The 26,315-nt window shown below is 36.3% G+C and carries 21 protein-coding genes and 1 riboswitch; of the genes, 6 read left to right on the plus strand and 15 right to left on the minus strand.

All coding sequences use genetic code 11. The features are described 5' to 3' along the window. Positions 1 to 6: 6 nt before the first annotated feature. Positions 7 to 231 (minus strand): carboxypeptidase-like regulatory domain-containing protein, encoded by a 225-nt coding sequence (locus ACLHG9_RS07730; RefSeq protein ID WP_410220921.1) that lies wholly within the window; start codon positions 229 to 231, stop codon positions 7 to 9. Positions 232 to 445: 214 nt separating this feature from the next. On the opposite strand from ACLHG9_RS07730, the gene ACLHG9_RS07735 reads away from it, so the two are divergent. Further along, positions 446 to 1,192: a DeoR/GlpR family DNA-binding transcription regulator gene (locus ACLHG9_RS07735; protein WP_410220922.1), complete on the plus strand. Its 747-nt coding sequence runs from the start codon at positions 446 to 448 to the stop codon at positions 1,190 to 1,192. A 23-nt stretch (positions 1,193 to 1,215) separates the two neighbouring features. On the opposite strand, the gene ACLHG9_RS07740 is transcribed toward ACLHG9_RS07735, so the two are convergent. Further along, on the minus strand, positions 1,216 to 2,418 hold the full coding sequence (locus tag ACLHG9_RS07740; protein WP_410220923.1) for an anhydro-N-acetylmuramic acid kinase: 1,203 nt from the start codon (positions 2,416 to 2,418) through the stop codon (positions 1,216 to 1,218). 195 nt (positions 2,419 to 2,613) lie between these two features. On the opposite strand from ACLHG9_RS07740, the gene nagB reads away from it, so the two are divergent. Together nagB and ACLHG9_RS07750 are read left to right on the plus strand one after the other, a co-directional pair. Further along, on the plus strand, positions 2,614 to 4,533 hold the full coding sequence (gene nagB, locus ACLHG9_RS07745; protein WP_410220924.1) for a glucosamine-6-phosphate deaminase: 1,920 nt from the start codon (positions 2,614 to 2,616) through the stop codon (positions 4,531 to 4,533). A 65-nt stretch (positions 4,534 to 4,598) separates the two neighbouring features. After that, on the plus strand, positions 4,599 to 5,747 hold the full coding sequence (locus tag ACLHG9_RS07750) for an acyltransferase family protein (protein WP_410220925.1): 1,149 nt from the start codon (positions 4,599 to 4,601) through the stop codon (positions 5,745 to 5,747). 64 nt (positions 5,748 to 5,811) lie between these two features. On the opposite strand, the gene ACLHG9_RS07755 is transcribed toward ACLHG9_RS07750, so the two are convergent. From ACLHG9_RS07755 to pnuC, 3 genes are all read right to left on the minus strand, one after another. Beyond that, positions 5,812 to 8,262 carry a TonB-dependent receptor gene (locus tag ACLHG9_RS07755; RefSeq protein ID WP_410220926.1) on the minus strand — a complete coding sequence of 817 codons (2,451 nt, stop codon included), beginning with the start codon at positions 8,260 to 8,262 and terminating at the stop codon, positions 5,812 to 5,814. A 67-nt stretch (positions 8,263 to 8,329) separates the two neighbouring features. Then, positions 8,330 to 8,489: riboswitch (TPP riboswitch) on the minus strand. 120 nt (positions 8,490 to 8,609) lie between these two features. Next, on the minus strand, positions 8,610 to 9,146 hold the full coding sequence (locus ACLHG9_RS07760) for an AAA family ATPase (protein WP_410220927.1): 537 nt from the start codon (positions 9,144 to 9,146) through the stop codon (positions 8,610 to 8,612). Further along, positions 9,130 to 9,729, minus strand: a complete 600-nt coding sequence (pnuC, locus tag ACLHG9_RS07765; protein WP_410220928.1) for a nicotinamide riboside transporter PnuC — start codon at positions 9,727 to 9,729, stop codon at positions 9,130 to 9,132. The genes ACLHG9_RS07760 and pnuC overlap by 17 nt, the downstream gene beginning before the upstream one ends. A 574-nt stretch (positions 9,730 to 10,303) precedes the next feature. Here pnuC and ACLHG9_RS07770 point away from each other — a divergent pair. Both ACLHG9_RS07770 and ACLHG9_RS07775 read left to right on the plus strand, forming a co-directional pair. After that, positions 10,304 to 13,168 carry a M16 family metallopeptidase gene (locus ACLHG9_RS07770; protein ID WP_410220929.1) on the plus strand — a complete coding sequence of 955 codons (2,865 nt, stop codon included), beginning with the start codon at positions 10,304 to 10,306 and terminating at the stop codon, positions 13,166 to 13,168. 112 nt (positions 13,169 to 13,280) lie between these two features. After that, on the plus strand, positions 13,281 to 14,033 hold the full coding sequence (locus ACLHG9_RS07775) for a DUF1835 domain-containing protein (protein ID WP_410220930.1): 753 nt from the start codon (positions 13,281 to 13,283) through the stop codon (positions 14,031 to 14,033). Between the two features lie 7 nt (positions 14,034 to 14,040). Here the strand turns inward: ACLHG9_RS07775 and ACLHG9_RS07780 are convergent, their stop codons facing one another. Further along, positions 14,041 to 15,588 carry a glycoside hydrolase family 10 protein gene (locus ACLHG9_RS07780; protein WP_410220931.1) on the minus strand — a complete coding sequence of 516 codons (1,548 nt, stop codon included), beginning with the start codon at positions 15,586 to 15,588 and terminating at the stop codon, positions 14,041 to 14,043. Positions 15,589 to 15,753: 165 nt separating this feature from the next. On the opposite strand from ACLHG9_RS07780, the gene ACLHG9_RS07785 reads away from it, so the two are divergent. Then, complete coding sequence (locus ACLHG9_RS07785; RefSeq protein ID WP_410220932.1) at positions 15,754 to 16,662, plus strand: hypothetical protein; 909 nt, start codon at positions 15,754 to 15,756, stop codon at positions 16,660 to 16,662. A gap of 17 nt (positions 16,663 to 16,679) precedes the next feature. Here ACLHG9_RS07785 and ACLHG9_RS07790 read toward each other — a convergent pair whose 3' ends face one another. From ACLHG9_RS07790 to argC, 9 genes are all read right to left on the minus strand, one after another. Continuing rightward, positions 16,680 to 17,834, minus strand: a complete 1,155-nt coding sequence (locus tag ACLHG9_RS07790; RefSeq protein WP_410220933.1) for a glycosyltransferase family 87 protein — start codon at positions 17,832 to 17,834, stop codon at positions 16,680 to 16,682. Positions 17,835 to 17,897: 63 nt separating this feature from the next. Then, a complete protein-coding gene (locus ACLHG9_RS07795) occupies positions 17,898 to 19,286 on the minus strand; it encodes a Gfo/Idh/MocA family protein (protein WP_410220934.1) in 1,389 nt (462 codons plus the stop codon). A gap of 148 nt (positions 19,287 to 19,434) precedes the next feature. Beyond that, positions 19,435 to 20,766, minus strand: a complete 1,332-nt coding sequence (argH, locus tag ACLHG9_RS07800) for an argininosuccinate lyase (protein WP_410220935.1) — start codon at positions 20,764 to 20,766, stop codon at positions 19,435 to 19,437. A gap of 68 nt (positions 20,767 to 20,834) precedes the next feature. Then, positions 20,835 to 21,902, minus strand: coding sequence for a M20 family metallo-hydrolase (locus tag ACLHG9_RS07805; RefSeq protein ID WP_410220936.1), 1,068 nt, complete (start codon positions 21,900 to 21,902; stop codon positions 20,835 to 20,837). Positions 21,903 to 21,991: 89 nt separating this feature from the next. Next, positions 21,992 to 22,780, minus strand: a complete 789-nt coding sequence (gene argB / locus ACLHG9_RS07810) for an acetylglutamate kinase (protein ID WP_410220937.1) — start codon at positions 22,778 to 22,780, stop codon at positions 21,992 to 21,994. A gap of 12 nt (positions 22,781 to 22,792) precedes the next feature. After that, positions 22,793 to 23,776: an acetylornithine carbamoyltransferase gene (locus tag ACLHG9_RS07815; protein ID WP_410220938.1), complete on the minus strand. Its 984-nt coding sequence runs from the start codon at positions 23,774 to 23,776 to the stop codon at positions 22,793 to 22,795. 166 nt (positions 23,777 to 23,942) lie between these two features. Continuing rightward, on the minus strand, positions 23,943 to 24,155 hold the full coding sequence (locus tag ACLHG9_RS07820) for a four helix bundle protein (protein WP_410220939.1): 213 nt from the start codon (positions 24,153 to 24,155) through the stop codon (positions 23,943 to 23,945). A 4-nt stretch (positions 24,156 to 24,159) separates the two neighbouring features. Further along, positions 24,160 to 25,308: an aspartate aminotransferase family protein gene (locus tag ACLHG9_RS07825; protein WP_410220940.1), complete on the minus strand. Its 1,149-nt coding sequence runs from the start codon at positions 25,306 to 25,308 to the stop codon at positions 24,160 to 24,162. Between the two features lie 29 nt (positions 25,309 to 25,337). Further along, complete coding sequence (argC, locus tag ACLHG9_RS07830; RefSeq protein WP_410220941.1) at positions 25,338 to 26,315, minus strand: N-acetyl-gamma-glutamyl-phosphate reductase; 978 nt, start codon at positions 26,313 to 26,315, stop codon at positions 25,338 to 25,340.

Genomic DNA, 26,315 nt, shown 5'->3' on the forward strand with positions numbered 1-26,315 from the left:
CCCCAATTATATAAATTGGAGAATATCTCCCTTATCTGCCTTGATAGAATACTTCCCGTCTGTTCCTGTCTGCGTACTAACGCTCTTTCCTTTAATTTTAACAGAAGCACCAGGTATAGGCAACCCATCCTCAGCCCCCGTAACTTTTCCGGTTACAGTAACTTGCTGCGCAAAACTTTGCAAAGCAAATATCAGCATCCCGAAAAAAAACATGAGTAGTTTTTTGTTCATAAACATGAATTTGGTTAATAATAATTATTAGATTCTCTAAAAATAAGACTGCATAAAGCCGCAAAATCCCTTATTTAAAGTAAATATCAAAAATGTTTTTTATTTATACAAGCAAATAATTTAACATTTTTTTACAAAAAAGAGATTATCAATTTTTAAAAACGCAAAAACCTGCATACATTTATCAGAATTTAACCAAATAATTAATCTGTTTATGCTAAAAAAAGAAAGACAAGATGCCATAATGAGATTGATCAATCTTCATAACAGGGTGCTTACCTCTGATTTAGTTCATTTATTAAATGTATCGGAAGATACCGTGAGGAGAGATTTGCAGGAAATGGCTAACGAGAATCTTTTATATAAGGTTCATGGAGGAGCACTTTCAAGATCTTATCAATCATCATTTGATGATAGCAGTGTTTATGCCAAAGATGTGAAAATTGCCATCGCCAAGAAAGCTTTGCATTTAATTAAAGATGGTGCTGTTGTCTTAACGGGGGGTGGTACAACGATCATTGAGATGGTTAAGCAACTACCTCAACATCTGGAGGCTACTTTCTTTACCATTAGCCCACTTGTAGCAGTAGAATTAGCTAAATTCAGTAGGATTGAAGTTATACTAATTGGGGGCTTATTTTCTAAAAACTCGCAAGTTACTTACGGGGGACACGTAATTAACCAGCTAAAAGATATTAAAGCAGATCTTTGTTTGCTAGGCACCAGTGCACTACATCCAGTTGATGGCTTAACTGATACCGATTGGGAAATCAATCAATTAAAAAAGACTATGCTCAATTCAGCAAGAAAAGCAGCTGTTTTGTGTATATCAGAGAAACTAAATACAACTTTCAGGTTAAAAGTATCTTCTTTAGAAAGTATTCAGTATCTTATTACAGAGTTGGATGCCGATGACCCAAGACTAAATCTTTATAGATCTAAAGATTTAGAGATTATATAAATTTAATTTGTACTTAAAGTCAATTATTTAGGTAAACATATTTTACCCATAAAAACAGAAGGCACACCTTCTTTGCCACCAAGATCAACCGTTGAATTGCCAGAAATTGTTTCGTTTGCCAACAATGCAAATAATACGGCTTCTTTGGCATCGGGATTTATTTCTAGGTCTTTTGTAGTTTTAAAAACGGCGTTGGGGATTAACTGCTTAAGCAATTCGATTAAATAGGGGTTGTGCATACCTCCTCCGCTTATATATATAGTGAATGAATCCCATTGATAGGTTTCGCGTAAAATAGCACTGGCAGTAGTAGCGGCAGAAAAATGCACCAACGTAGCCATAATATCTTCTTTGCTCAGATTTTCTGTATTACTACTGATCTGAGCATTGCTTAGGTATTCTAGGCTAAACAACTCAGGCCCCGTCGTTTTAGGGAAAGCGGCATCAAAAAAAGCATTTTGCATAAGTGCTTCTAATAATGATTGGTTTAGCTGCCCTTGTCTTGCAACAGCAGCATCTTTATCGTAATACAATCCTTCAAAATGACTTTGCATGTACTGATCCATCAAGGTATTTCCTGGCCCAACATCTGTTGAGAAGACTTTCGAAGAATCTAAATCTCCAGGTAAAAAAGTATAATTGGCGATCCCGCCAATATTTAACATGATGCGATTTTCTCCTTTTTTTGAAAAAATCAGATAATCACCATATACAGCTAATGGGGCGCCCTCACCACCTGCAGCAATATGTTTTTGCCTGAAATCGGCAACCGTAAAAATTCCCGTTTTCACAGCAATATGGTCTCCATCGCCTATTTGCAGTGTTGCATTTGGCAGGTCGGTAATTCTATGTAATGATTTAGGTGCATGAAAGACAGTTTGCCCATGGCTAGCAATAAAATCAATGTCTTCATTTTGATAGCCCCAATCTTTAATGGCATCATTAATCAGTTCAGCATGTGTAATGGCTACTTCTTCATTCATGATGCAGATCATTTGCATATCTACCATTTGTTTAGAGAAAATAGATTTTACCCGTTGTCTGAACAAATCTGTATAATTAGCTGTTTTAAACTCAAGTAATCTGATTTGTGTAGAAGCCCCAGAACCCCTAAATGAACATAATGCAATATCTAAGCCATCCATTGAAGTACCCGACATTAAGCCGATAATCAGTTTCTCTTTTTTCTGTGCTTTATGATAAAGCGATGCAATTTGATTTAACATATGATTTTTCTTGAGAAGTATCCAGAAACACTAGGGTTATAAACTTTTTAAAAAAATTAAAAAAGCAATCTATTGTTTTAAATGCACTTAAATGCACTTTTTATCCAGAAACTTCATTGCCGGGTTAATTATACGTTTTTTTTTCGGCACAACATTATATATATTTACTGCTCCGTTTAATTTAAAATAAGATTAATGGCACGATTAAATCTCTTAGAAGAAACGAGGTTCGAAAAACTTCCTGTAACGATATTTAAAAATCCTAAAGAAGCTTCTTTACATGTTGCTCACCGTATTGCTGATCTGATTAGAGAAAAGCAGGAAAAGAATGAGAATGCAGTTTTAGGTTTAGCTACCGGTGCAACTCCTATTGCAGTTTACGCTGAACTGGTAAGATTGCACAAAGAAGAAGGGCTAAGCTTTAAAAATGTGGTTACCTTTAATCTGGATGAGTATTATCCGATGCAACCTAATGCTGATCAAAGCTATGTTACTTTTATGAATGATCATTTGTTTAATCATATTGACATTGATAAAAACAATATCCATATACCAGATGGTACTTTAGCTCTTGATGATATTCAGGCTTACTGTTTAGCGTATGAAAATAAAATAGAAAGTTATGGAGGATTAGATATTCAAATATTAGGTATAGGTAGAACTGGTCACATAGGTTTCAATGAACCCGGCTCTGCACCTAATTCTGGAACTCGCTTGGTTACTTTGGATGATTTAACAAGAAGAGATGCCGCCAGAGATTTTGGAGGTAAATCTAATGTACCAACCAAAGCCATTACTATGGGTATTGGTACCATTTTCAAAGCCAGGGAGATTGTATTAATGGCCTGGAACAAGAAAAAAGCTCCTATTATTAAGAAAGCCGTTGAAGGAGAAATTTCAAGTGATGTCCCGGCAACTTATTTACAGCTTTCAGATAACGTTGAATTTATTCTTGATGAGGATGCCGCGTGCTCACTAACCCGATTTGATACGCCTTGGCTGGTAAAAGATTGTACCTGGACAGAAGAGCTCAAGCGTAAAGCCGTAATTTGGTTGGCCAGAAAATTAAGAAAACCTATCTTAAAGTTAACGGAAGACGATTTCAACAACAATGGTATGGCTCAGCTAGCTACAGAGCAGGGGCCTGTTTACAACATCAACATACAGATTTTTAACCATTTACAGCATACCATTACCGGATGGCCGGGAGGTAAACCTAATGCTGACGACAGCCAACGTCCCGAAAGAGCCATGCCTGCAAAAAAACGGTCTATCATTTTTTCTCCACATCCAGATGATGATGTGATTTCTATGGGAGGCACTTTTATTCGTTTGGTAGATCAGCATCATGATGTGCACGTAGCTTACCAGACCTCAGGTAATACAGCTGTATGGGATGACGACGCACTTAGATTTGTGGAGTTTAATATAGATTTCTCAGAAAAAATGGGTTTTGACCAAACAGAAATGAGAAAGACCTATAACGAAATGAGAAATTTTATTGCTAATAAAAAACCTAACCAGGTTGATACCGATGAATTAAAGGCGGTAAAAGGATTGATCAGAAAGGGAGAAGCTATTGCAGGAGCTCGTTATTGTGGTTTACCTGATGATCACATACACTTTATGGCATTGCCATTCTATGAAAGTGGTAAAGTAACTAAAAACCCAGTAACAGATAAAGACATTGAGCTCACAATGGAGCTTTTACAGAAAGTAAAACCTCAGCAGGTTTTTGCTGCAGGAGATTTTGAAGATCCACACGGCACACATATTATCTGCTTTAATATTATTGTAGAAGCATTAAGACGCCTGCAAAAAACAGAAAGCTGGGTAAATGATTGCTGGTTATGGATGTACAGAGGGGCGTGGTTAGAGTTTGAACCGTACGAGATTGAAATGGCTGTACCTCTTAGCCCTCAGGAAGTTGAACGTAAAAAAATGGCTATTTTCAAACATCAGTCACAAAAAGACAGAGCAGTGTTTCCTGGAGATGACTCAAGAGAATTCTGGAAACGTGCGGAGGACAGAAACCGTGAAACAGCAAAAATATACGACGACCTAGGCCTTGCCGATTATGAGGCTATGGAAGCATTTGTTCGTTACCGTTATTAAAATTACTTACTTTAAAAAATTATCTCCTATATTTAGTTTTTGAACTATTTATAGGAGATTTTTTTATGACATCCAAACCTCAGAGGTTGTTATCTCTGGATTTTTTTAGAGGTCTTACTGTTGCAGCTATGATATTGGTAAATAACCCGGGAAGCTGGGCCCATATTTACCCTCCTTTAGAACACGCTGCCTGGAATGGCTGTACACCAACAGACCTGGTTTTTCCTTTCTTCCTTTTTATTGTGGGTGTATCTATAGCTTATGCTATGGGTTCAAAAAAATCAGATAAAACTACTCATAAACAGATCATATTAAAAGCATTAAAAAGGTCTATCACGTTATATCTGTTAGGTTTTATCCTGGCTATGTTTCCTCGTAATTTTGCAGACTTTTCTTTTTTAGAATCTTTAAAAACTGTGCGTATTCCAGGTGTCCTGCAACGCATATCAGTCGTATTTATTTTTGCTACGATAATCTTTATTAAAATGTCTGAAAAGAACATTTTACGTGCAATGATTGCTTTATTGGTAGTTTATTGGGCCTTAATGACTTTTGTTCCTGTACCAGGAGTAGGACCTGCCAATTTAGAGAAAGAAACCAATTTGGCTGCCTGGGTAGATCGTACTGTATTAACTGAAGCCCATTTATGGAAAGCGGCTAAAACATGGGACCCTGAAGGCTTATTAAGTACGCTTCCGGCTATAGCCACTGCTTTATTTGGTGTATTGGTAGGTGTTTATTTAAAACGTAAAGATATAGAGCCTGCAACTAAAATTTCATGGTTATTTACTGTAGGTTTTTTAGCTGCTATAGCAGGACTAATCTGGGATTTACAATTTCCGATCAATAAATCGTTATGGACCAGTTCATATGTATTGTACACCGGAGGGTTAGCTACCATGTTTTTATCAGCTAGTTATTGGCTGATTGATATTAATCAATACAAAAAATTTACCACTCCTTTTGTGGTTTACGGTGTAAATGCCATTACGGTATTTTTCCTCTCGGGATTAATGCCCCGGGTATTAAATATGATAAAGTTTGATCAGCCTGATGGCAAGCAGATTGGCGCATTGGCGTATTTCTACAAAACATTTTTTGTTCCTTATTTTTCACCTATCAATGCTTCACTTGCTTATGCCATTGTTTTTATATTATTCTGGTATGTAATTCTCTGGATTATGTATAAAAGAAATATTATTATCAAGGTTTAATAAAAAGATATCAAACAAGAAGGGGCTTCAAATTGAAGCCCCTTCTATTTTAATCATAGGTAGATTAAAATCTCAAATTAACGTTCAGCAAGAAATTTGTACCTGCTTGCGGAAAATAGAAATTCTCTGTAACTAACCCGCCGGCATAATAGCTGTAGGTATAACCGTTACTCTCATATTTCTTGTTAAATACATTATTTACTAATACCGCTACATTGATGTTTTTAACAGCCTTTAGCTGCCAGTTATAAGCCAAACGTATGTTATTGGTTAAATATCCATCTAACTTCTTTTTATCGTTCTGTGTGTTATCTAAATATTGTTTGCCTACATATTTACTCTGCCAGCTTAATGCAAAAGCATTTACAGGTGTAAATACCAACTCACCTGCTACCACAGCATTTGGAGAAAAGGAAATATCTACATTTTTATATTTATTCTCTACCTGCCCGCCGTTATCATAATCATCAATATATTCTATAAAGTTCCTTATCTTATTTTTACTAAAGGCTGCGTTAGCCAGCACAGAAAAACGTTTGGAAAAAGTATAACTGGCATCCATTTCAATACCTAATCGGTAACTGGCATCAACATTCTGGCGATAATATTCGCCCACATCATTCACTTTACCTGTAACCACCAGCTGATCTTTATACCACATTCCATATAAGTTAGCACCTAAAGTAAAAGCTTCTGTTTTTAAACGGTAACCAGTCTCCAAATCATTTAATCGTTCTGATTTTGGCAATCTACCCACCTCTGCATTAACATAATCGTCCCTACTCGGTTCTTTATTCGCTACACTAAAAGAAGCATAAAAACTTGAATTAGGATTGATAAAATAGCTTGCTCCTATCTTAGGATTAAAAAAATTGAGTTGATCTTTTAAATCAAGTTGGTTAATGTTTTTATCCGTACCTAAGATATTATAATTAATATAACGGTATTGTAAGTCGGCGAATAAGTTTAATGATGCCAACGGACTATAGTTCACTTTCAGATAAGTATTAAAATCATCTTTGTTGGCTTTGTTATCATAATAATGTTTATCATTATCTCCGTTGCTTGCAAATTTTGCCCAGATTACCTGTCCAAAGTGTTTCCCTCTATATTGGTTATACCCTCCTGCCAATGTAAATTGAATATTACTTTTTGGCGTATAGTTAAATCCGTAAGTAAAACCGTAGAAATTATTATCCAGCCAGCGTCTTCTGATGAGGTCTGTTTTAGATATAGTAGTGCCATTGATAAGCACATTGTCTAAACCATATTTAGAGAATTTCTGACTGTTTTTATATTCTTCGTAATATCCTTTACCCGTAGTATAATGTAATGCCCCATTAAATGAAAAATGTTCAGAAAAAGACCGAGCATATAACGCCTGATAATGGTTTTGCTGATAGTTATCCGTCTGATCTTTATAAAGGAATTGGTTATAAGTACGGTTATTTGCATCAAAAAGATTAAGTGAATCCTCTTTGGTAAAATACAACTGCCCTTTATTATTTAAATAATGTGTTAATAATGCAGCTTTATCATTTCTTAATTTAGCTTCTGGCACACCATTCCAAGCCTGATAGGTTTTTTCACTACCACCAAAAACATTAACTCTTAGCAGGTCATTTTTACCATGATAAGCTCCCGACAAAAAATAAGATTTAAGATTGGATGATGACCTGTCTATAAAACCATCTGATTTTATTCTTGAGAGCCTACCATCAAAACTCCATTTATTTTGAATTAAACCCGTACCTATTTTTACGGTATTTTTCCAGGTGTTATATGAGCCGTATGTGTTATTTAATTCAGCATAGGCTTCTGGTTCACTAGCTGTAGTCTGTATGTTTAAACTACCGCCGAAAGCTCCGGCACCATTAGTTGAGGTGCCCACGCCTCTTTGGATTTGTATGTTATCTACAGACGAAGCAAAATCGGGCATATTAACCCAGAATGTACCCTGACTCTCGCTATCGTTATAAGGAATTCCGTTAATAGTTACATTTACTCTGGTAGCATCGCTTCCTCTCAAACGTATGCCTGTATAACCTACGCCCGCACCGGCATCAGAAGTTACCACAACTCCCGGTGTATTATTCAAAATAAAGGGCAGATCTTGTCCAAAATTATTTTTGGAAATGGTTTCTTTATCGATATCCTTAAAAGTAGCTGCTGCTTTATTTCCTGCTCGGGTTGTACTTACAACTACTTCTTCTCCTAAAAGGGCCAATGTTTTCAGATTAAAGTTAAATTCCTTATCTGTTTCTAAACGGATATTTTTTTCCTGCGTTTCAAAACCAACAAAACTTACTTGTAAAGTATAGTTTCCTGTTGAAAGTTTCTTGAAACTGTAATTACCCGATTTATCGGCAATCGCAACGTTTCCGTTCTGTTTAATTCTAATTGTTGCTCCTGCTAATGCATTGCCTTTTTCACTTTCGGTAATTTTTCCCGAAATACCAAACTGTGCCAATACGTAAAACGGACACAGCACCGCAAACCATGCGGCTAACATCATTTTTTTCAAGTTGTTTGTTCTTTTTTAGTTAAACCCTGTGATAGTAGGGGTTACTATCAGCCTTAGTTAAACTTCATAAGCCATTCCCTACGCCAGCATTACCTGGATCAGGTGTATTTAAAGATTCCTGATTTGGTGTACAGCACCTTTATCTCTTCTCTTTAAAATGGGTATGATCTCAGCCTTTATTTGTGTTTATGCAAAACAAGGCACCCCTTTTTGATACAACAAAGATATGCTTTTTTTTTAAAAGCAAAATTTAATGTGGTTTACACATCATTAAAGCATCTGTATAAAATAATATTTTACTGCGTCTAAAATTCAGATTTCAAATTATTCAGATGCTCTTAGATTTTTGACAACAGGAATTCATCTATTGCTTTAATTGCATGATCTACACGTTCTTCTCCAATGCCCGAAACCAGTTTATAATTGGCATTAAGCGCTTTTAATTCATTATGCCAAACCTGCATAAAGTGTTCTCTTCGATTAGGAAAATCTCGCAAAGGATCATCCTCCCAAGGCAGATCTATATTCAGAAGTATATAAAAATCATATTTCCGTTGTTTTAATGCTTCCAAAACAACATCCGGAGTTTGTCCAAAAAATGCATCGCTCCATATTTTAACTGTCGCAAAAGTAGTATCACAGATTAGAAAATCTCCTTCCATATTTTCAACCACAGAATCTTCTAAGGCCAGTTGGCCATAAAACATATTAACCTCATCTTGTAAGGTACAAGGTTCTGTTAAATTGGCGCAATAATAACGCGCATATTCTGGTACCCAGGGTACATTATAATATTTTGAGAGTTGCTTGGCCATGGTAGATTTACCTGTACTTTCCGGACCAACAACAGCTATTTTTTTAATTTTTCTGTTCACTGTAAATCATTTTCCAGTCTTTATAACCCATATAAGCAATAAATATGTATAATGCATACATACCGGCAGTAGGATAGAGCCCTTTTGCGCAATAAACGCCTACATAAATTAAATCAACAAATATCCATATCAGCCAGTTTTGCAGTACCCTGCGGGCTAAGAAGAATTGTCCTATTAAACTGCATGCTGTACAAAAGCTATCTATGAAAGGGAATGATGCGTCTGTATTTCTATGTAAGGTAAATCCTAATAGTATTGTAAATGCAGTAACACTCAATATGGCAAAAATCCATTCGCCTTTATGCATTAAAGTTATAGATTTTTGCGCAGCCTTATTCTTTTTTCTGCTCCAGTAATACCAGCCATAAATATTCATAACCATGAAATAAAACTGTAGCCCCATATCGGCATAAAGTCTCGTTTCAAAGAAAATAAAAATATAAATAGCAACGCTAATAATTGCAAAAGGCCAGTTCCAGATATTATTTTTTGCAGCAAGCCAGACACAGAGAATCCCTGTAAATACCCCCAGCCATTCTAAGGCACCATTTTGTATCAGGTACTGGTGTATAAGCTCTGTCATAACAGCCAAAAGTATAAATTTATTTCAGCTTAATTAAAATGGGTATAAAACAAAAAATCCAGTAGGGCACAACCCCTACTGGAAAATAAACCAAACAAACTATTTATGAAGAATACCCTCTAGCGAGGATGCTTTTGATCAAATTATAATTAAAACAACTATTTAAATCATTTGTTTTAACTTTTTTAAAATCATCCGATTTTAAGTTCTAATTTTTGAATTACATCTTCAAAACGTATTTACAGTTTCAGTTATTGCAAGTATTTTGCCAAGTCGGCTTATTCCATTGTTTAATGACTTTAATATGACCCGGCAGCAAATCAAGAATTTATTTTTATAAGATCTCCTTTAATTTACTGGCTTTATCAGCATACAGGAAGTGTAGTATATAGCAGACTTTATGAATGATTGTACCAAAATCTGTTCATTTTGTATGAGTCCAATCTTATTTTATACACCTCTAAAAGTCTCTTCTTTTAATTTTTACTTGCCCGACAGAATTACATGTTCTGCCATTAATTCATTGACATTTTATTAATATTGTAGCAATCAAATCTCTTTAGCTAATATAGTTATGAAAAAACATCAATTCCTCATTGCATTGTGCACAGCAACCTGGATTTATGTCCAGCCTTCCATAGCACAAATTTCACCTTTAAAAAAAGCGAATCCTGCAAACAAAGCCTTTAACAAACCCAGTAATAGCAAGGCCATGCCTGCTGATAGCGAGGTGAGAATTGGCAAATTAGCCAATGGTTTAACTTATTATATCCGCAAAAATTCAGAACCTAAAAACCGTGCTGAGCTTTACCTAGCTAACAAGATTGGTTCTTTAATGGAAAATGACGACCAGCTAGGATTAGCCCACTTTACCGAACATATGGCCTTTAATGGAACTAAAGACTTTCCTAAGAACGAAATCATTAACTATTTGCAAAAGGCAGGAGTAAGATTTGGAGCCGATTTAAATGCCTATACCGGTTTCAATCAAACCGTATATCAATTGCCTATTCCTACAGACAGTGCTGAAGTTTTTAAAACAGGTTTTAAAATTTTGGCAAACTGGGCTGGAAAAATAAACATGAATGGTGAGGATATTGATAATGAAAGAGGTGTAATTGTTGAAGAAGACAGACAGCGTGGCAAAAATGCTGCACAACGTATGTCTAAGGAGCTATTTCCTTTCTTATTAGGTAACTCTCAATATGCGAAACGTATTCCTATAGGAACTGTGGAGATTCTGAACAATTTTACACACGATAAAATCAGAAATTTTTATCACGATTGGTATAGACCAAACCTACAGAGCGTAATTGCCGTAGGAGATTTTGACGTAAATGAAGTTGAAAAACTGATTAAAGAGAATTTCTCGGGCTTTAGTAATCCTAAAAACGAAAGACCTCGTTTAAATTACAGCATTCCTGATAATATTGCTCCTTTAGTAAAAATTGTTACAGATGTTGAGCAACCCTATAATGTTGCCCAGGTTATTTACAAGCATAAAGAAGGCCCGGTGCTTACCGATCAGGATTATAAATCCAGATTAATTCAAAGTTTAGTAAACAGCATGCTGGGAACGCGTTTGTCTGAAATTACGCAAAAGGGCACTGCTCCTTTCTTATTTGCCCAAAGTAGTTATGCGCCTTATCAGGGAGGTTTAGTATGGGGTTTAAGTGCTTTAACTACGGTTGCAGTGGCTAAAAGCGCCAATGAGCTCGAAAAAGCTTTAACCGCAGCACTTTCAGAAAATGAACGTATGGCCAAATTTGGTTTCACTGACAGTGAAATAGAAACCGCTAAAAAGAAAATGGAGGCGGGTATTGAAAAACAACATAAAGAACAAAGCAAGACCAAATCTGCAAATTATGTACAGCGCTATCTTGATAATTTCTTAACCGGTGCAGCAATCCCTTCTGATAATTATACTTATGAGTTAGCAAAAAATATATTGAAAAATATCACGGCACAAGAAATCAATCAGGCAGCTAAAAACATGGTTAGCAAAACCAATCAGATTGTTGTTGTACAGGCTCCAGAAAAAGAAAAAGCAAATCTTCCAACTGAACAGCAACTATTGTCTGTTCTAAAAAATGCAGGAAATAATGTTACGCCTTATGTTGATGATAAAGTTAACCAGCCTCTAATTGCACAAAACCCTAAAGGAGGTAATATTGTAAATGAAGCTACCAATAAACAGCTAAATGTTACCACTTTAAGTCTTAATAATGGTATCAAAGTAGTTCTTAAGCCTACCGATTTTAAAAATGATCAGATTATCTTTACTTCTTTTGGCCGTGGCGGGACTTCTTTGGCCAAAGATGATAATTTCCTTTCGGCCGATAATGCCAGTCTTATTGCACAAAGTGGCGTAGGTCCGTTTAATCCTACCCAGCTTAGTAAGTATTTAGCAGGCAGTACTGCCGGTGTACGATCTTACATAGACACCGAGTATCAGGGTTTTTCAGGCAGTACGTCTCCTAAGGATTTAGAAACTGCCTTTCAGCTGATTTACGCGTATGCAACAGAGCCAAGAAAAGATGCCGAGATATTTAATAAGAACATCAGTGATTTTAAAGTAATCCTTGCCAATAAAAACAGTAATCCGACAAGTGTATTTGCAGATACCGTTCAGGCAGTAATGGGGAATTACCATAAAAGAGCTATGCCAACTACATTAGCAGATATTGATCAGATTTCTTTGGATAAAGCTTATGCTTTTTATAAAGATCGCTTTGCTGATTTAAGCGGACAAACCTTTGTATTTGTAGGTAATTTTGATATTGAAAAAATTAAACCTCTTATTACAAAATATCTAGGTAGCCTGCCTAATTTAAATCGTAATGAAGATTTTGTTGATCTAGGCATTTATCCACCTAAAGGTAAAGTATCAAAAACTGTTCGCAAGGGCATTGAAGATAAAGCAACCGTTCAGCTTATCTTCCATAACGACTATGAATACAATGCTGCAAATAATGTTCAATTAGATGCTTTAAAGGCTGCTTTAGAAATCAAAATCCTGGAAAGACTTCGTGAAAAAGAAAGTGGAGTATATAGCCCTAACGTTTCGTTAAGTATTGACAAACTACCAAAAGCTCACTATTATTTTACCATATCTTTTAATTGTGCCAAAGCCAATGTAGATAAGCTGATCAATGCCGCTTTGGAAGAGGTAAATGCCTTCAAACAAAACGGGGCTACCAATGAAGATCTGATTAAATTTAAATCTGAAGAATTAAGACAGGAAGAATTGAACTTACGTGAAAATGGCTACTGGTTATCTTATTTAACTACAAGGTTAAAGAACAATGATGATATTAATCAGGTGTTAAGCAACAAAGAACGTATTAATAATGTAACGGTTGAGAGCTCTAAAACTGCTGCTCAGAAATACTTAAACGGAGATAACTACATCCGTTTGGTATTGGTTCCTGAAAAATAATATACCAGATAATTAGTCCAAACAGGCTGCTCAAAAATCCTGATTCGTTATCCTGAGCTTGTTTCAGGTCTTAGGTATCGGAGCAGCCTGTTTATTTTTGTACCTCGTTGATATGAATAAAACCCTACATATTCTTAATGGCGGAGCAACTCTCGAAATATTTAAGCAGACGGCTATAGAAGGCGACACACTCACCTGGAATGAAGTATTGGCGCAAGGTCCGATAACGGAACAAAATTTTTGGGAAACCAGACAGAATTACATTTGTGAAACCTATAACGTATCTCCGGCAAGCTATAATTCTCAGGTATTACAAGAAATTGAAAAACTGAAGCAGCTAAAGCAATATAAAGATGTGATATTATGGTTCGAGTTTGATGTAGTTTGTCAGATAAACCTGATTTGTGTACTGGACCTTATTTCTAAAAATCTGCATCCGACTCTTAAGATATGGCTCATCTGCCCTGATAAGTTTGAAGGGATTAAAAATTTCAGAGGTTTAGGTCAACTTAATGCCGTGCAGTTCAGCAGCCTGTACTATACCAAGGAACTATTAAATAAGAGTGATCTAAAGGTAGCGTCTAAGGTTTGGGATGCATTTATTAAACAAGATATTAAGTTTTTATCAATGCTTGATACCGAGGAGTTTGCTCGTCTGCATTTTCTAAAGCCTGCATTAAAGGCCTACACAGATCTTTTTCTTAAAAAGGATGATTTTAATCTTATCGAAACCTTCTTTCTGAACCTCAAACAAAAAGGAATTACAGATCAAACAGAAATGATCCGTTTATTTTGGGAAGAATATCCTGTTTATGGTTTTACAGACCTTTATTTGGCTGAGTTCATTAACAACCTATCTGTATAGAAAACAATTAGGGCCGCTCTATACTTACTGCATCTCCCGCTTCACTTTCATTTTTGATCCGATCGAGGGCCGTTACCACATAAGTATATCGTTTTCCTTTTTCCGCACTGCGATCAAAGTAAGAAGTATTGTCTTCAAAACTAATGTTTAGAATGTGTTTTGCATTCAGAATATTAATTTTATCAGCTTCTTCAAATCTGTAAACCACATATCCCGAAGCTGTTTCTCCATCTCTGGCCTTTACAGGCTTATGCCATTTTAATCTTATACCCTCAGATACTAATTCAGCAGTAAGATCCTGTGGCTCATTAGGTGGTATGTTATCAATCCAGGGCATTTGGGGCGGTAATGCAGGATACTTATAAAAATCGTTTCTTAAAGAATCTGCTACTCCTTTAGCCACAGTTGATAAGGATTTAGAACTAAAAAATACACTCCCCTGTACTTTATCATTTGCTCTTATTGCTCTGATCTGATTAGGGATTTCTGAAGGTGTGCGCCATGCCTGTTCTCTTGAAACATTTACCAGATAGGCAGCCTGACCTATATATAAATGCCTTCCAAAAGTATTTTTAGCCCACCAGTCCAGCAATACACCAAAAGGAGCCGCTGATCTGTTAAAAGCAAAATAAATCTGCGGGTTAATATAATCTACCCAACCTTCTTTAATCCATTTTCTTGAATCTGCATACAGTTCACCATAATTAGAAAGCCCGTTTGTTTTCGATCCTAATGTATCTTCTCGGTAATTTCTCCAGATACCAAAAGGACTTATTCCAAATTTAACATGCTTCTTGTAATGATGTACACTATCGCTTACCATCTTTACAAGCAAATCCACATTATTTCTACGCCAATCATCAATTTTAGTAAAGCCATTAGGATATTTAGCAAAAGTAGCGCTGTCTTTTATCACCTGACCTGCAATGCGGTAAGGGTAAAAATAATCATCAAAATGGACACCATCTATATCATATTCTTTTACCACGTCTAAAATTACCTGTGTAATATATTCCCTGTTTTCAGGCAATCCCGGATCAAACAGTTTTTGCCCTCCATAAGTATAAAAAAGTTCGGGTCTGGTTTTAGTGATATGATCTGCAGCTGTAACCGAGTTAGCACTCATTGTTGCTCTGTAAGGATTAAACCAGGCGTGCAGCTCCATACCCCTACTATGTGCTTCCTTAATGGCAAATTGTAAAGGGTCATAACCTTCGGCAGGTTTTAGCCCTTGTTTACCCATTAACCAGTGGCTCCAAAGTTCACGAGATTTTGCATACAGTGCATCAGCAGTGGGTCTAATCTGTAACACAATTGCATTTATTCCATTGGCTTTGTGTTGATTTAATATGCCAATTAACTCTTGTTTTTGCTGCTCTGCTGTTAATCCTTGTTTTGAAGGCCAGTCTATGTTGGTTACACTGGCTATCCATACACCTCTAAATTCACGTTTAGGTGCAATTTTTTCTTCACTTTGAGCGTTTACTATCTTCGGAACGGTAAACAGAATGCATAAGATAGATAAAAGTTGTACGTAACGTTTGGTTTTTTGCATGAAAACAGGCTTCTTGTTCAAAAAAATTAAAAGTAGCTGATTTTAAGAATTAATGTAATAACGCTTAATTGATAATTTTGATACAAAGGTGCATATTTTTTTACTTTTATTTTTTTTGTTAAGTTAGTCGTTTATTTTTAATAGAGGATTTTTTGATTATTTATAATGCAGGCAGATAACACGCGTAACAAGACCGATAAAACCAAGGTTTATTTTTTAATGGTTGTTATAGCAGCCCTGCTAGGCATAAATGGTTATTTGTATTTCAGCAATAAAAGTAGTGCTTCTTCTCCTTCTGCTTCTTTAAATACCGAGCAGGAACGCTTAAAGTTAGAAGTTGAAAAAATTGAAGTTGAATTAGACCGCGTAAACCTCTCTAATGTAAATCTAAATGAGAAACTGATAGAAGAACAGGAGCTTGCCCGAAAAAAAATTGAAGAACTAAAAGAAGCTTTACGTAGAGGCGAGCTTACTCAAAAAGATTTAGATGAAGCTGGCGAAAAAATTTCTAATCTGCGCAATTTCGTTAAAATATACAATAACAAAGTTACCCTGTTAGAACAGGAGAATGTTTATCTGAAAGGTGAACGTGATAGTTTGAAATCAGTTGTTAGCACCTCTAATGATAAGAATGTGAGATTAGAGAAGGAAAACAAAAAACTAACTGCCAAGGTTAGAGTGGGCGAATCTCTAAAAGCTTATGACATTAAAGTTAGTGCTTTTAAGATTAAACAAAGCGGCAAAATTACTGGGGTTACCCGAGCAAGCACAGCCAACCAGCTTACCATAGATTTTGCACTTATTCCTAATGATCTGGCCGAGAAAAAATACCACAGGGTATTTTTAAGGGTAATTGATCCGGCTGGTAATTTAATTGCCGATGAAAACAATATGTTTGAAGCCGAAGGTCAAAAAATGCAATACAGCACAGCTATTGAATTTTCTTTTAACAATGACAATACCCGTTATAAAATTGATTGGATAAACCCTCGCCAGTTTATGAAGGGTATATATACGTTAATCTTATATTCTGGCGGCAGTGTAATGGGAAAATCTGAAATAGAACTCAGATAATTATACTTCTCCTATCTTCAGACCAAAGCCAGTTCATTAACCCGTTTATACTGAAAGGCCATTTTAATGGTTTTTAACCATACTATAAAATACGGAAGACATATAATCTTTATAATAAGCGGGTAATGCTCTGTAAAATTAGGGAAGAGCATTAAAGGAAAATCAAACGACGCAATAATGACCAGTACCAATAACAATTTATTTGTACGATTTTTTGTTGTATAGTTAAACCAGATACCCACACCAATTACTGCAATGATATAAGTACAATCTTCTGTACCCGAACTAAATAAAACAGGAAACATTAGTGTCATAGCTAAAATCAGCATTTTAAACCTGTTCGAATTGTATTGGCTAGTATTGGTATAAGGCAGCAAAAATAATCCCGCACCTATGATTAAAAAGTAAAGGGTAGGTATATGAAAGCTAAATAAGGCTCTTACCATCCCCATTACAGACAAATCGCCTGTTAATGATCCTATATTAGATATGTTCTTTATACTTAATGAGCTTTTCCACTCAGCATAACTATGCAGGATATAAGTTGGGGAAGAAAAAAACATAGGCAATATAAACAATATAACTGCCCAAAGCACCAAATAAAGAACAAAATGCTTCTTGTCTTTTATAAAAAAGAAAAATGCAAGCCCTACGATGCCATATAATTTTATAAAAGTTCCCAGTACAATACAAAATGCCGACCAAAAACCTCTATGGTAATTTCTTAAAGTATAGCTAAAAATAATTAGGGCTGCTGTAGCGGGATTAAATTGCTGACTTAGCATAGAGGATACAAAGCAAGGAAGCGCAATTAAATAAATATCATCACGATGCTTTATATGAATGGTTTGGATGGCTTTAAACAATAGTCCACAATTAAATAAATTCCATAACAAGAAACCAAGTGTTCGTGGCAATAAGGCAAAAGGAGCCATAAAGACTGAAAATATCGGCCCATAATGATTGGCATCATCATGCAAATGCGGATAATCAGTATATAGAGATCTCTGGTAAATTAAATTAAAGAAAGTATTCTCAAAAATGAGGTAATTGTTAAGCCTCGATCGTAAAACCGATTGCACAAAACAGTACAAGGAAATGGCTACCCAAAAAGCCAAAGCATATTTAGCTTTTACGCTTAAATGCTTAAAAGAGATGTGTTGTTTGGTCATAAAAGGTGTCGGGAATAACCCGACACCAAAATAACACATTTTTGTTACAATGTATCTTTTTAATTACATTTTAATCTCCATCACTTTATTGGTCTTACGGCTTTCTTCTGCCATAAAGCCCATAATGTGACTTTCGATAGATTCATCTATTGTAGAAGTAAGCAGATCGGGATTTTTTTGCGCTACGGCCTGTACAAAATCCCTAACCAGTAGCCAGTCCCCACCGCCATGACCTGATCCTTTATATTCTTCGACATCTTCTGCTTGTGGCAAAAATTTAGTTTGCTTCATCGTCCTGAAATCAGTATGCACCAATTCTGTCATATCACCAACCAAATCGCCCATGGCCCCCATTACCCTAGTTCTTCGCCCCCCGTAAGAGGTAAAGGCTTCCATAGAAAAGCTGGCCGTAACACTATCTGAAAACTGGATATTGGTAATGTAATGATCGGGCTGATCATTTTCCATTCTATAGACACAACGCCCGTAATTGGTAGTTTTTAGTTTTTCGGCAATAAATGCTTTTCGGTCTTTGGTTCCGGGAGGAACATCAAAAACAGATGTTCTTTTATTTAGATCAACATATTCTTTAATAGCCGAATAAGGACATTCTCTTTCTATCTTACAGCCATCGGTACAACGTGCAGTACTGCCTTCCGGTGCATTTTGTTTTTTAAACCATTTTAAATCGCCCATAGCAGATATCTTCTTACTTGGCTTGTTGAGTACCCATTTAATAATATCTAAATCGTGGCATGATTTGGCTAAAATAATAGGCGTAGTCTCTTTAGAGTTATGCCAGTTACCGCGCACATATGAATGCGCCATATGCGTATGATCAATAGGTTCAAGATGTTGTATGCTCACCACTTCACCAACAGCTCCCTTAGCAATCAGCTCTTTCATTTTAACGAAATAAGGAGCATATCTCAATACATGACATACCGCAACAATACATTTATTCTTTTTTGCCAAAGCCAGAATATCTCTGCATTCTTTTTCTGTAGGTGCTATAGGTTTCTCCAATAAAATATCATAACCCATGGCCAGTGCTTTCATACATGGTGCATAGTGTAGATTATCGGGTGTTGAAATAATTATTGCATCTGCAAATTTAGGTCGCTTAAATACTTCCTCCCATGTATTAAATCTATTCTTGTCTTCTATATTGTGAAGCTTGGCATATCTGTCATTTCTAAACGTGTTAGGCTCTGCTACACCAATAATTTTGATCTGCTCTTTAAATTTTGCGGCATAGTTACCATAAACCATCCCCCTGTTGCCCGCCCCAATTGTAATGGCTGTTACAGGTTTATCCAAGACTTTGTGCAAGGGGTTTTCTGGCATCTGGTATAAAAAAGAATGCTCGCCCAAACTAGCCAGTACATCTGTACTGATTATTGAAGCTCCTACTCCCAGAGATAAAGTTTTAATTAGTTTTCTGCGGTTCATTGTTATTAGGTTTTGTTTTCGAAATCAAATATACATTTCATTATGTTTTGAATTATTCTAAAATAACACAAAAGAAACCAAATAAAATAAAACGAAATATAAAATTTCTACATGCACAGAAAGCTTCTATAGAATTAAATTTTGTTGATTATGCCAATAAGTCTTTAATAGCTTGTTTAACCTGCTCAAAACCAAACTGATTTAAGGTATTTTGCATAGCTTCTGAAATTTCTTCATTCATCAAATTGCCGATACTTCCTTCGTGCGTATGGTTTACCTGCGTTTCGGGTTTAAACGTTCCAGTTTCTATCTGCTCACCTACAATTTTATAAGCCTCTCTAAATGGAACACCCTGTAGAGCCAAATTATTTACCACCTCAACACTAAACAGATAATCGTATTTGGAATCTTTCAGGATATCTGGTTTAATGGAAATATTCTGCAGCATGAACGTAGCGATCTCAATACATTCATTTAAAGACGTAATTGCGGGGAACAAGTTTTCTTTTAGCAATTGCAGGTCTCTGTGGTAACCCGATGGGAGATTTGTAGTCATGAGGGCTATTTCATTAGGTAAAGCCTGAATCTTATTACAGCGTGATCTGATCAATTCGAACACATCGGGGTTCTTTTTATGTGGCATAATACTGCTCCCTGTTGTGAGTTCAGCCGGAAAGCTGATGAAACCAAAATTCTGGTTAATGAAAAGACAAACATCCATCGCCATTTTTGCAAGCGTAGCCGCAATTGAAGACATGGCCTGCGCCAAAACACGCTCAGTTTTACCACGCCCCATTTGTGCATATACTACGTTATAATTTAAGCTGTCAAACCCTAATAACCGTGTGGTTAGGGTTCTGTTTAATGGAAATGAAGAGCCGTAACCCGCAGCAGATCCCAGTGGATTTTTATTGGTAATTTTCCAAGCTGCAAGCATTAATTCCATATCATCTGCCAAGCTTTCGGCATAAGCCCCAAACCATAATCCAAATGATGATGGCATAGCAATTTGCAAATGGGTATAACCAGGTAGTAATTTATCTTTGTGGGTATTGCTCAGTGTAATCAGTTCTTTAAAAAGAAGATTTGTATTGTTTACCATATCTTCAATACAACTTCTAAAGTATAATTTTAAATCTACCAGAACCTGATCGTTACGTGAACGCCCGCTATGAATTTTTTTACCTGCCTCTCCTATACGCTGGGTTAAAAGCCACTCTACTTGCGAGTGCACATCCTCCACATTATCTTCAATCGTAAATTTACCATCTTCAATTTCTTTGTAAATATGCTTCAGCTCATGATGAATTTCTTTCAGCTCTTCGGCGGTTAAAAGGTTTATAGTTGATAGCATTTTGGTATGCGCTATCGATCCAAGCACATCAAACTTTGCCATTTGTAAATCCAGTTCTCTGTCTTTGCCAACAGTGAAATTTTCTACGAACTGATTTACATCAATATTTTTTTGCCAGATTTTCATCAGATCACCAATTAATAGGTAAAAACTATAGTTAACAATAAAAGTTATTTAAAAAAACTATAGCAATGCTATTGCTCCACAACGGGTTTTAACATAGCTATATATCCTTCTACTCCTTGTTTAATTTCATCAACAAATATATACTCGTCTGCCATATGCGAGCGCCCCGAAAAACCTGGCCCACATTTTAAAGATGGTATAGAGAGCAGGGCTTGATCGGATGTAGTTGGCGAACCATAAGTGGTTTTACCCAAAGCTACCCCCGATTTTACAATAGCATGTTCTTTATCTATTGAAGAGGGTTTTAGCCTTACCGAACGCGGGTTAACCTCGCAGCTTACATGCTTTCTGATAATCTCTACCACTTCTTCATTTGTATAAGAATCTGTAACTCTTACATCAACCGTAAAGGTGCAATTTGCCGGAACTACATTATGTTGTGAGCCTGCATTAATAATGGTTACACTCATCTTAACCGGCCCAAAAACATCAGATACTTTAGGAAATTGATACGTTCTGAACCACTCAATATCTTTTAGTGCTTTATAAATGGCATTATCGCCTTCTTCTCGAGCAGCATGACCTGCTTTCCCATGCGCAATACAATCTAAAACCAATAAACCCTTTTCAGCAATAGCTAAATGCATTTCTGTAGGCTCACCAACAATAGCAAAATCCAGCTTTCCCAGATCAGGTAAAATCAGCTCCAGTCCGTTATGCCCCGAGATTTCTTCTTCTGCCGTTGTGGCTAAACAGAAGTTATATTTTAAATCTTTTAGCTCGTAAAAATATAAAAATGCAGCAATAAGGGATACCAAGCATCCTCCTGCATCATTGCTACCTAATCCATACAGTTTTCCATCTTCTATTGCCGGATCATAAGGATTACGGGTGTAACCCGAATTAGGTTTAACCGTGTCATGATGCGAATTGAGCAGAATAGTAGGCTTACTTTCATCAAAATGCTGATTGTAGGCCCATATATTATTTAGTTTTCTATGAGTGGGGATATTTCTTTCCTTTAAAAACAGTTCTATCAAATCAGCCGTTTTGTCTTCTTCTTTACTAAACGACTGTATAGTAATCAATTTTTTTAAGAGTGCTATACTTTCGTTTACTAATTTATCTGGTATCATTTAAGGTGGTATTAGTCAATAAGCGCTTAAGCTATACATAAAAGACAAAAGTATTAATATCAGTCTGCATTCAGATATAAATAAATGGTTTATGCTTCCATTCTAGTTCCAAATATGCCTTTATTCAACATTGGGAGTTCATCTGCCTTGCCAATATATACAGCTGTAACACCTTTATGAATAGCATCAAAAGCATTTTGCAGTTTAGGCACCATTCCTCCTGCTATAGTACCGTCTGCTTTAAGGTTTTCAAACTGAGATGATTTTACGGTTCTTATGACTGTTGTATCATCAGTTACATCTTTTAAAACGCCTTTCTTTTCAAAGCAATATACCAATTCTGTTTGGTACTGTGTAGACATAGCTACTGCAATTACAGCGGCAATTGTATCGGCATTGGTATTGAGCAATTGTCCTTCTCTATCATGCGTAATTGCGCAAAAAACGGGGACAAAGCCTCCCTCTAATAGATTATTTAGCATTTTACTAGAAACAGAGGAATCATCTAAATCTCCTACATAACCATAATCTATTTCTTTTACTGGTCTTTTTTGGGCTTTTATAATGTTTCCATCTGCACCTGTAAGCCCAATGGCATTACAGTTAACCCATTGTAACTGGGCTACAATATTTTTATTGATCAGACCAGCATATACCATTGTAACTACTCTCAATGTTTCTATATCGGTAATACGCCTACCTTCAACCATTTGTGCTTCTATACCTAATTTACCTGATAATTCTGTAGCTATTTTGCCTCCTCCGTGTATCAAGATTTTTTTTCCTGGTATGGCAGAAAAATCTCTCAGAAAATCATGCAATGCTTTTGAATTATCGATTACGTTTCCGCCTATTTTAACAATGGTTAGCTTTTCCATATCTATAATTGGTTAATGCTTTTCAAGCAGTGCCTTTAAAACGGCCTGCGCTGACCATAATCTATTGCCTGCTTCCTGAATAACCAATGAATTTGGTCCATCCAATATCTCGGCCGCCAATTCCAAATCGCGACGTACAGGTAAACAATGCATCACTTTAGCGTTATTGGTAAGGTTAAGCTTTTCGTTGTTCATTATCCAATTTCCTTCATAAGGTAACAATTGTCCATATTCTTTATAACTGCTCCAGTTCTTTACATACACATAATCTGCATTGGCAATTGCCAGATCAAGATCATATACAATTTCTGCGCCTTTTGTAAATTCATCGGCCAGTTCAAATCCTTTGGGTTGCGCAATTACAAAATCTATCATCTGCAGTTCCTGTGCTTTGCACATCCACTCAGCAAAAGAGTTAGGTACGGCTTGTGGTAAAGCTTTAACATGGGGAGCCCATGCCAGTACAACTTTAGGCTTTTTACCTTGAGCTCTTTGTTCTATAGGTATCGGGTTGGTTTCCACAATAGTAATTAGATCTGCAAGGCTTTGTAGGGGATGTCTGGTTGCACTTTCAAGGCTAACTACCGGAACACCACAAAACTGTACAAATTTGTTAAAAAAACCTTCACTATAGTCTTCATTTCTATCTTTTAGCTTAGGGAAAGAACGTAGGCCCAAGATATCACAATACTGCCCCATCACTGCCGCAGCCTCACGTATATGCTCGGTTGTATTACCGTTCATTACCACGCCATCCTGTGTTTCTAAAGCCCAGCCATCTTTATCCATATTCATTACCATAACGTTCATTCCCAAGTTCATGGCAGCTTTCTGGGTGCTTAGCCGTGTTCTTAAACTCGGATTCATAAAAACAAGACCTAAGGTCTTGTTTTTACCCAGCATATTATGTGCATACGGATTTGCCTTCAAAGCCAATGCATCAGCTACCAATTGTTTGATGTCTGCGACATCATGAACGGACGTGAAAAGTTTCATCTTCTAAAGGTATAAGGTTCAAAGGTATAGGATTTAAGGTTTTCCTCGCTTCCAAAAATTTTAAAAATGAAATTAGCGTTGCGCTAACTTCATTAATGGATTTATTTACTTTTAAATATTTATCTTCACTTATGTAGTTTAATTCTAATGCACATAAGCAACTCATCTATCTCATTAATTGAGCCCAAGGCTGTATCAAGAAAGCGTGCAAAATCTTATCTGTAAACCTACCACAGCCTTCTACAGTATTGAGAGGTACAGACAAAGAAGCCCGTGTAAGCTGAGATATTAATTCAAACTTCTCTTCTTTTGGAAATTGAGGCGGAATGCTTTTCTTGATGGCCTTTTTCCATATACCGAGTTTTTTATAATCTCTCATTGCCTTATGCCTTATACCCTACACCTTCAACTACCTTTGAAAATGCTTCTAAAAACTCATCGGCATGGGTTTTATTCAGGTTTAGGGCTGGCAATAAACGAATAACGTTAGGTTTAGCCTCGCCTGTAAAAATTTGATGCTTAAACAATAAGTCTTTTTTTACATGGGCTAGTTCTTCTGATAGGTCTATACCAATCATTAAACCTCTACCTCGTACTTCTGTAACCTGTTCAAATCTTTTCAATTCTGAAATAAGGTAATCACCTATATTTCTGGCATTTTCTAACAAGTTTTCCTGCTCAATTGTTTCCAGAACAGCTAATGCCGCTGCACATGCCAGATGGTTCCCCCCAAAGGTTGTTCCCAATTCTCCATGCCAAGGTTTAAATTTTGGTGCAATAGAAATTCCCGCAACCGGAAAGCCGTTGCCCATACCTTTAGCCATGGTATAAATATCTGCATTTACGCCTGACCAATCATGCGAATAAAATAAGCCTGTTCTGCCGTAACCACATTGTACACTATCTGCTATATAAACGGCATTGTACTGATCACAAAGTGAACGTATTTTTTGTAAAAAAGATTTTGAAGCTTCTTTAATACCTCCTACACCCTGGATACCCTCAATAATTACTGCCGAGATCTCATTCCCTTGTGTTTTAAAAGCATCTTCTAAAGCCTGCTCATCGTTATGAGGCAAAAAGATTACATTCTCTGTTTCATTTACCGGAGCCACAATCTTAGGATTATCTGTAGCCGCAACAGCAAGAGAGGTTCTGCCGTGGAACGCTCCTTTAAAAGCAATCACTTTCTTTCTTCCGTTGTAGAAAGATGCTAATTTTAGCGCATTCTCGTTAGCCTCTGCTCCAGAATTACATAAAAACAACTGGTAATCTGTTTTTCCTGATACTTTACCTAATAGCTCTGCTAACTGTCCCTGAACAGCTATTTTAACCGAATTAGAGTAAAATCCTACTTTATTTAACTGGTTGGTTAAACGGCTTACATAATGTGGATGGGTGTGTCCGATACTAATTACAGCATGCCCGCCATACAAATCCAAATATTTTTTGCCTTCAGCATCCCAAACATAACTGCCCGATGCTTTTACTATTTCTATATCGTTTAATGGATAAACGTCAAATAAATTCATTTTTAATTGTTTAAAGTTTATGTGTTTAACTAAAACCCAACTGCTTTTAATCTCAATCCTGCCGTTTCTTCCAAACCGAACAGCAAATTCATGTTTTGAACGGCCTGACCGCTGGCTCCTTTTAACAGGTTATCTATAATACTTATAACCAATAGTTTATTTCCATGCTTTTCTATATGAACCAAACACTTATTGGTATTCACAACTTGTTTAAGGTCTATGTTTTTCCGGCTTACATGCGTAAAGGGATGACCAGCATAATACGCTTCATAGAGGTTATACGCCTCTTCTTCTGTTAAGTTGCTGTCGATATACATTGCTGCTAAAATACCTCTGGTAAAATCACCCCGCTGGGGTATAAAATTTAACGCATGATTAAGTTCTCCCTGCAGCTGATTTAAACTTTCACCTATTTCATTTAAATGTTGATGTTCAAATGCTTTATAGGCCGACAGGTTATTATTGCGCCAGCTGAAGTGAGAGGTTTTGCTTAAACTTTGTCCGGCCCCTGTAGAACCGGTTGTAGCATTGATATGCACCTCTGCCTGTAATAAGCCAGCTTTAGCAAGCGGTAATAAACCCAGTTCTATACATGTAGCAAAACAACCCGGATTAGCAATATTCTGTGCAGATCTTATTGCCGCTCTGTTCAGTTCAGGAAGACCATAAACAAAATAACGGTTTTGGATAGATGAGTTATGCTTTAACCTAAAATCCTGTGACAGATCAATCACCTTAATTTTTTCGTTAATGTTTGTTTGTTCCAGGAATTTTCTTGCATCTCCATGTCCTACACAAAGAAAAAGTACATCAATATCCTGGGCAATTTCATCCGTAAACCTCAGATCTGTATCGCCTACTAGATCTGTATGGACATCAGAAACCAAGTTCCCAGCATTACTACTACTATTTACAAAAACAAGCTCAACTTGCGGATGGTTGATGAGAATACGCAACATTTCTCCGCCCGTGTACCCTGCTCCACCTATAATGCCTGCTTTAATCAT

Source organism: Pedobacter sp., assembly GCF_046462515.1.
Classification (GTDB): Bacteria; Bacteroidota; Bacteroidia; order Sphingobacteriales; family Sphingobacteriaceae; genus Pedobacter.

Coding starts and splice junctions, on each gene's coding strand:
- ACLHG9_RS07735 (WP_410220922.1), top strand. CDS start 446: ATGCTAAAAAAAGAAAGACAAGATGCCATAATGAGATTGATCAATCTT.
- argC (WP_410220941.1), bottom strand. CDS start 26,315: ATGATTAAAGCAGGCATTATAGGTGGAGCAGGGTACACGGGCGGAGAA.
- pnuC (WP_410220928.1), bottom strand. CDS start 9,729: ATGACAGAGCTTATACACCAGTACCTGATACAAAATGGTGCCTTAGAA.
- ACLHG9_RS07740 (WP_410220923.1), bottom strand. CDS start 2,418: ATGTTAAATCAAATTGCATCGCTTTATCATAAAGCACAGAAAAAAGAG.
- ACLHG9_RS07820 (WP_410220939.1), bottom strand. CDS start 24,155: ATGAGAGATTATAAAAAACTCGGTATATGGAAAAAGGCCATCAAGAAA.
- ACLHG9_RS07780 (WP_410220931.1), bottom strand. CDS start 15,588: ATGCAAAAAACCAAACGTTACGTACAACTTTTATCTATCTTATGCATT.
- ACLHG9_RS07755 (WP_410220926.1), bottom strand. CDS start 8,262: ATGATGTTAGCCGCATGGTTTGCGGTGCTGTGTCCGTTTTACGTATTG.
- ACLHG9_RS07825 (WP_410220940.1), bottom strand. CDS start 25,308: ATGAATTTATTTGACGTTTATCCATTAAACGATATAGAAATAGTAAAA.
- ACLHG9_RS07750 (WP_410220925.1), top strand. CDS start 4,599: ATGACATCCAAACCTCAGAGGTTGTTATCTCTGGATTTTTTTAGAGGT.
- nagB (WP_410220924.1), top strand. CDS start 2,614: ATGGCACGATTAAATCTCTTAGAAGAAACGAGGTTCGAAAAACTTCCT.
- argB (WP_410220937.1), bottom strand. CDS start 22,780: ATGGAAAAGCTAACCATTGTTAAAATAGGCGGAAACGTAATCGATAAT.
- ACLHG9_RS07785 (WP_410220932.1), top strand. CDS start 15,754: ATGCAGGCAGATAACACGCGTAACAAGACCGATAAAACCAAGGTTTAT.
- ACLHG9_RS07815 (WP_410220938.1), bottom strand. CDS start 23,776: ATGAAACTTTTCACGTCCGTTCATGATGTCGCAGACATCAAACAATTG.
- ACLHG9_RS07805 (WP_410220936.1), bottom strand. CDS start 21,902: ATGATACCAGATAAATTAGTAAACGAAAGTATAGCACTCTTAAAAAAA.
- argH (WP_410220935.1), bottom strand. CDS start 20,766: ATGAAAATCTGGCAAAAAAATATTGATGTAAATCAGTTCGTAGAAAAT.
- ACLHG9_RS07770 (WP_410220929.1), top strand. CDS start 10,304: ATGAAAAAACATCAATTCCTCATTGCATTGTGCACAGCAACCTGGATT.
- ACLHG9_RS07795 (WP_410220934.1), bottom strand. CDS start 19,286: ATGAACCGCAGAAAACTAATTAAAACTTTATCTCTGGGAGTAGGAGCT.
- ACLHG9_RS07775 (WP_410220930.1), top strand. CDS start 13,281: ATGAATAAAACCCTACATATTCTTAATGGCGGAGCAACTCTCGAAATA.
- ACLHG9_RS07790 (WP_410220933.1), bottom strand. CDS start 17,834: ATGACCAAACAACACATCTCTTTTAAGCATTTAAGCGTAAAAGCTAAA.
- ACLHG9_RS07730 (WP_410220921.1), bottom strand. CDS start 231: ATGAACAAAAAACTACTCATGTTTTTTTTCGGGATGCTGATATTTGCT.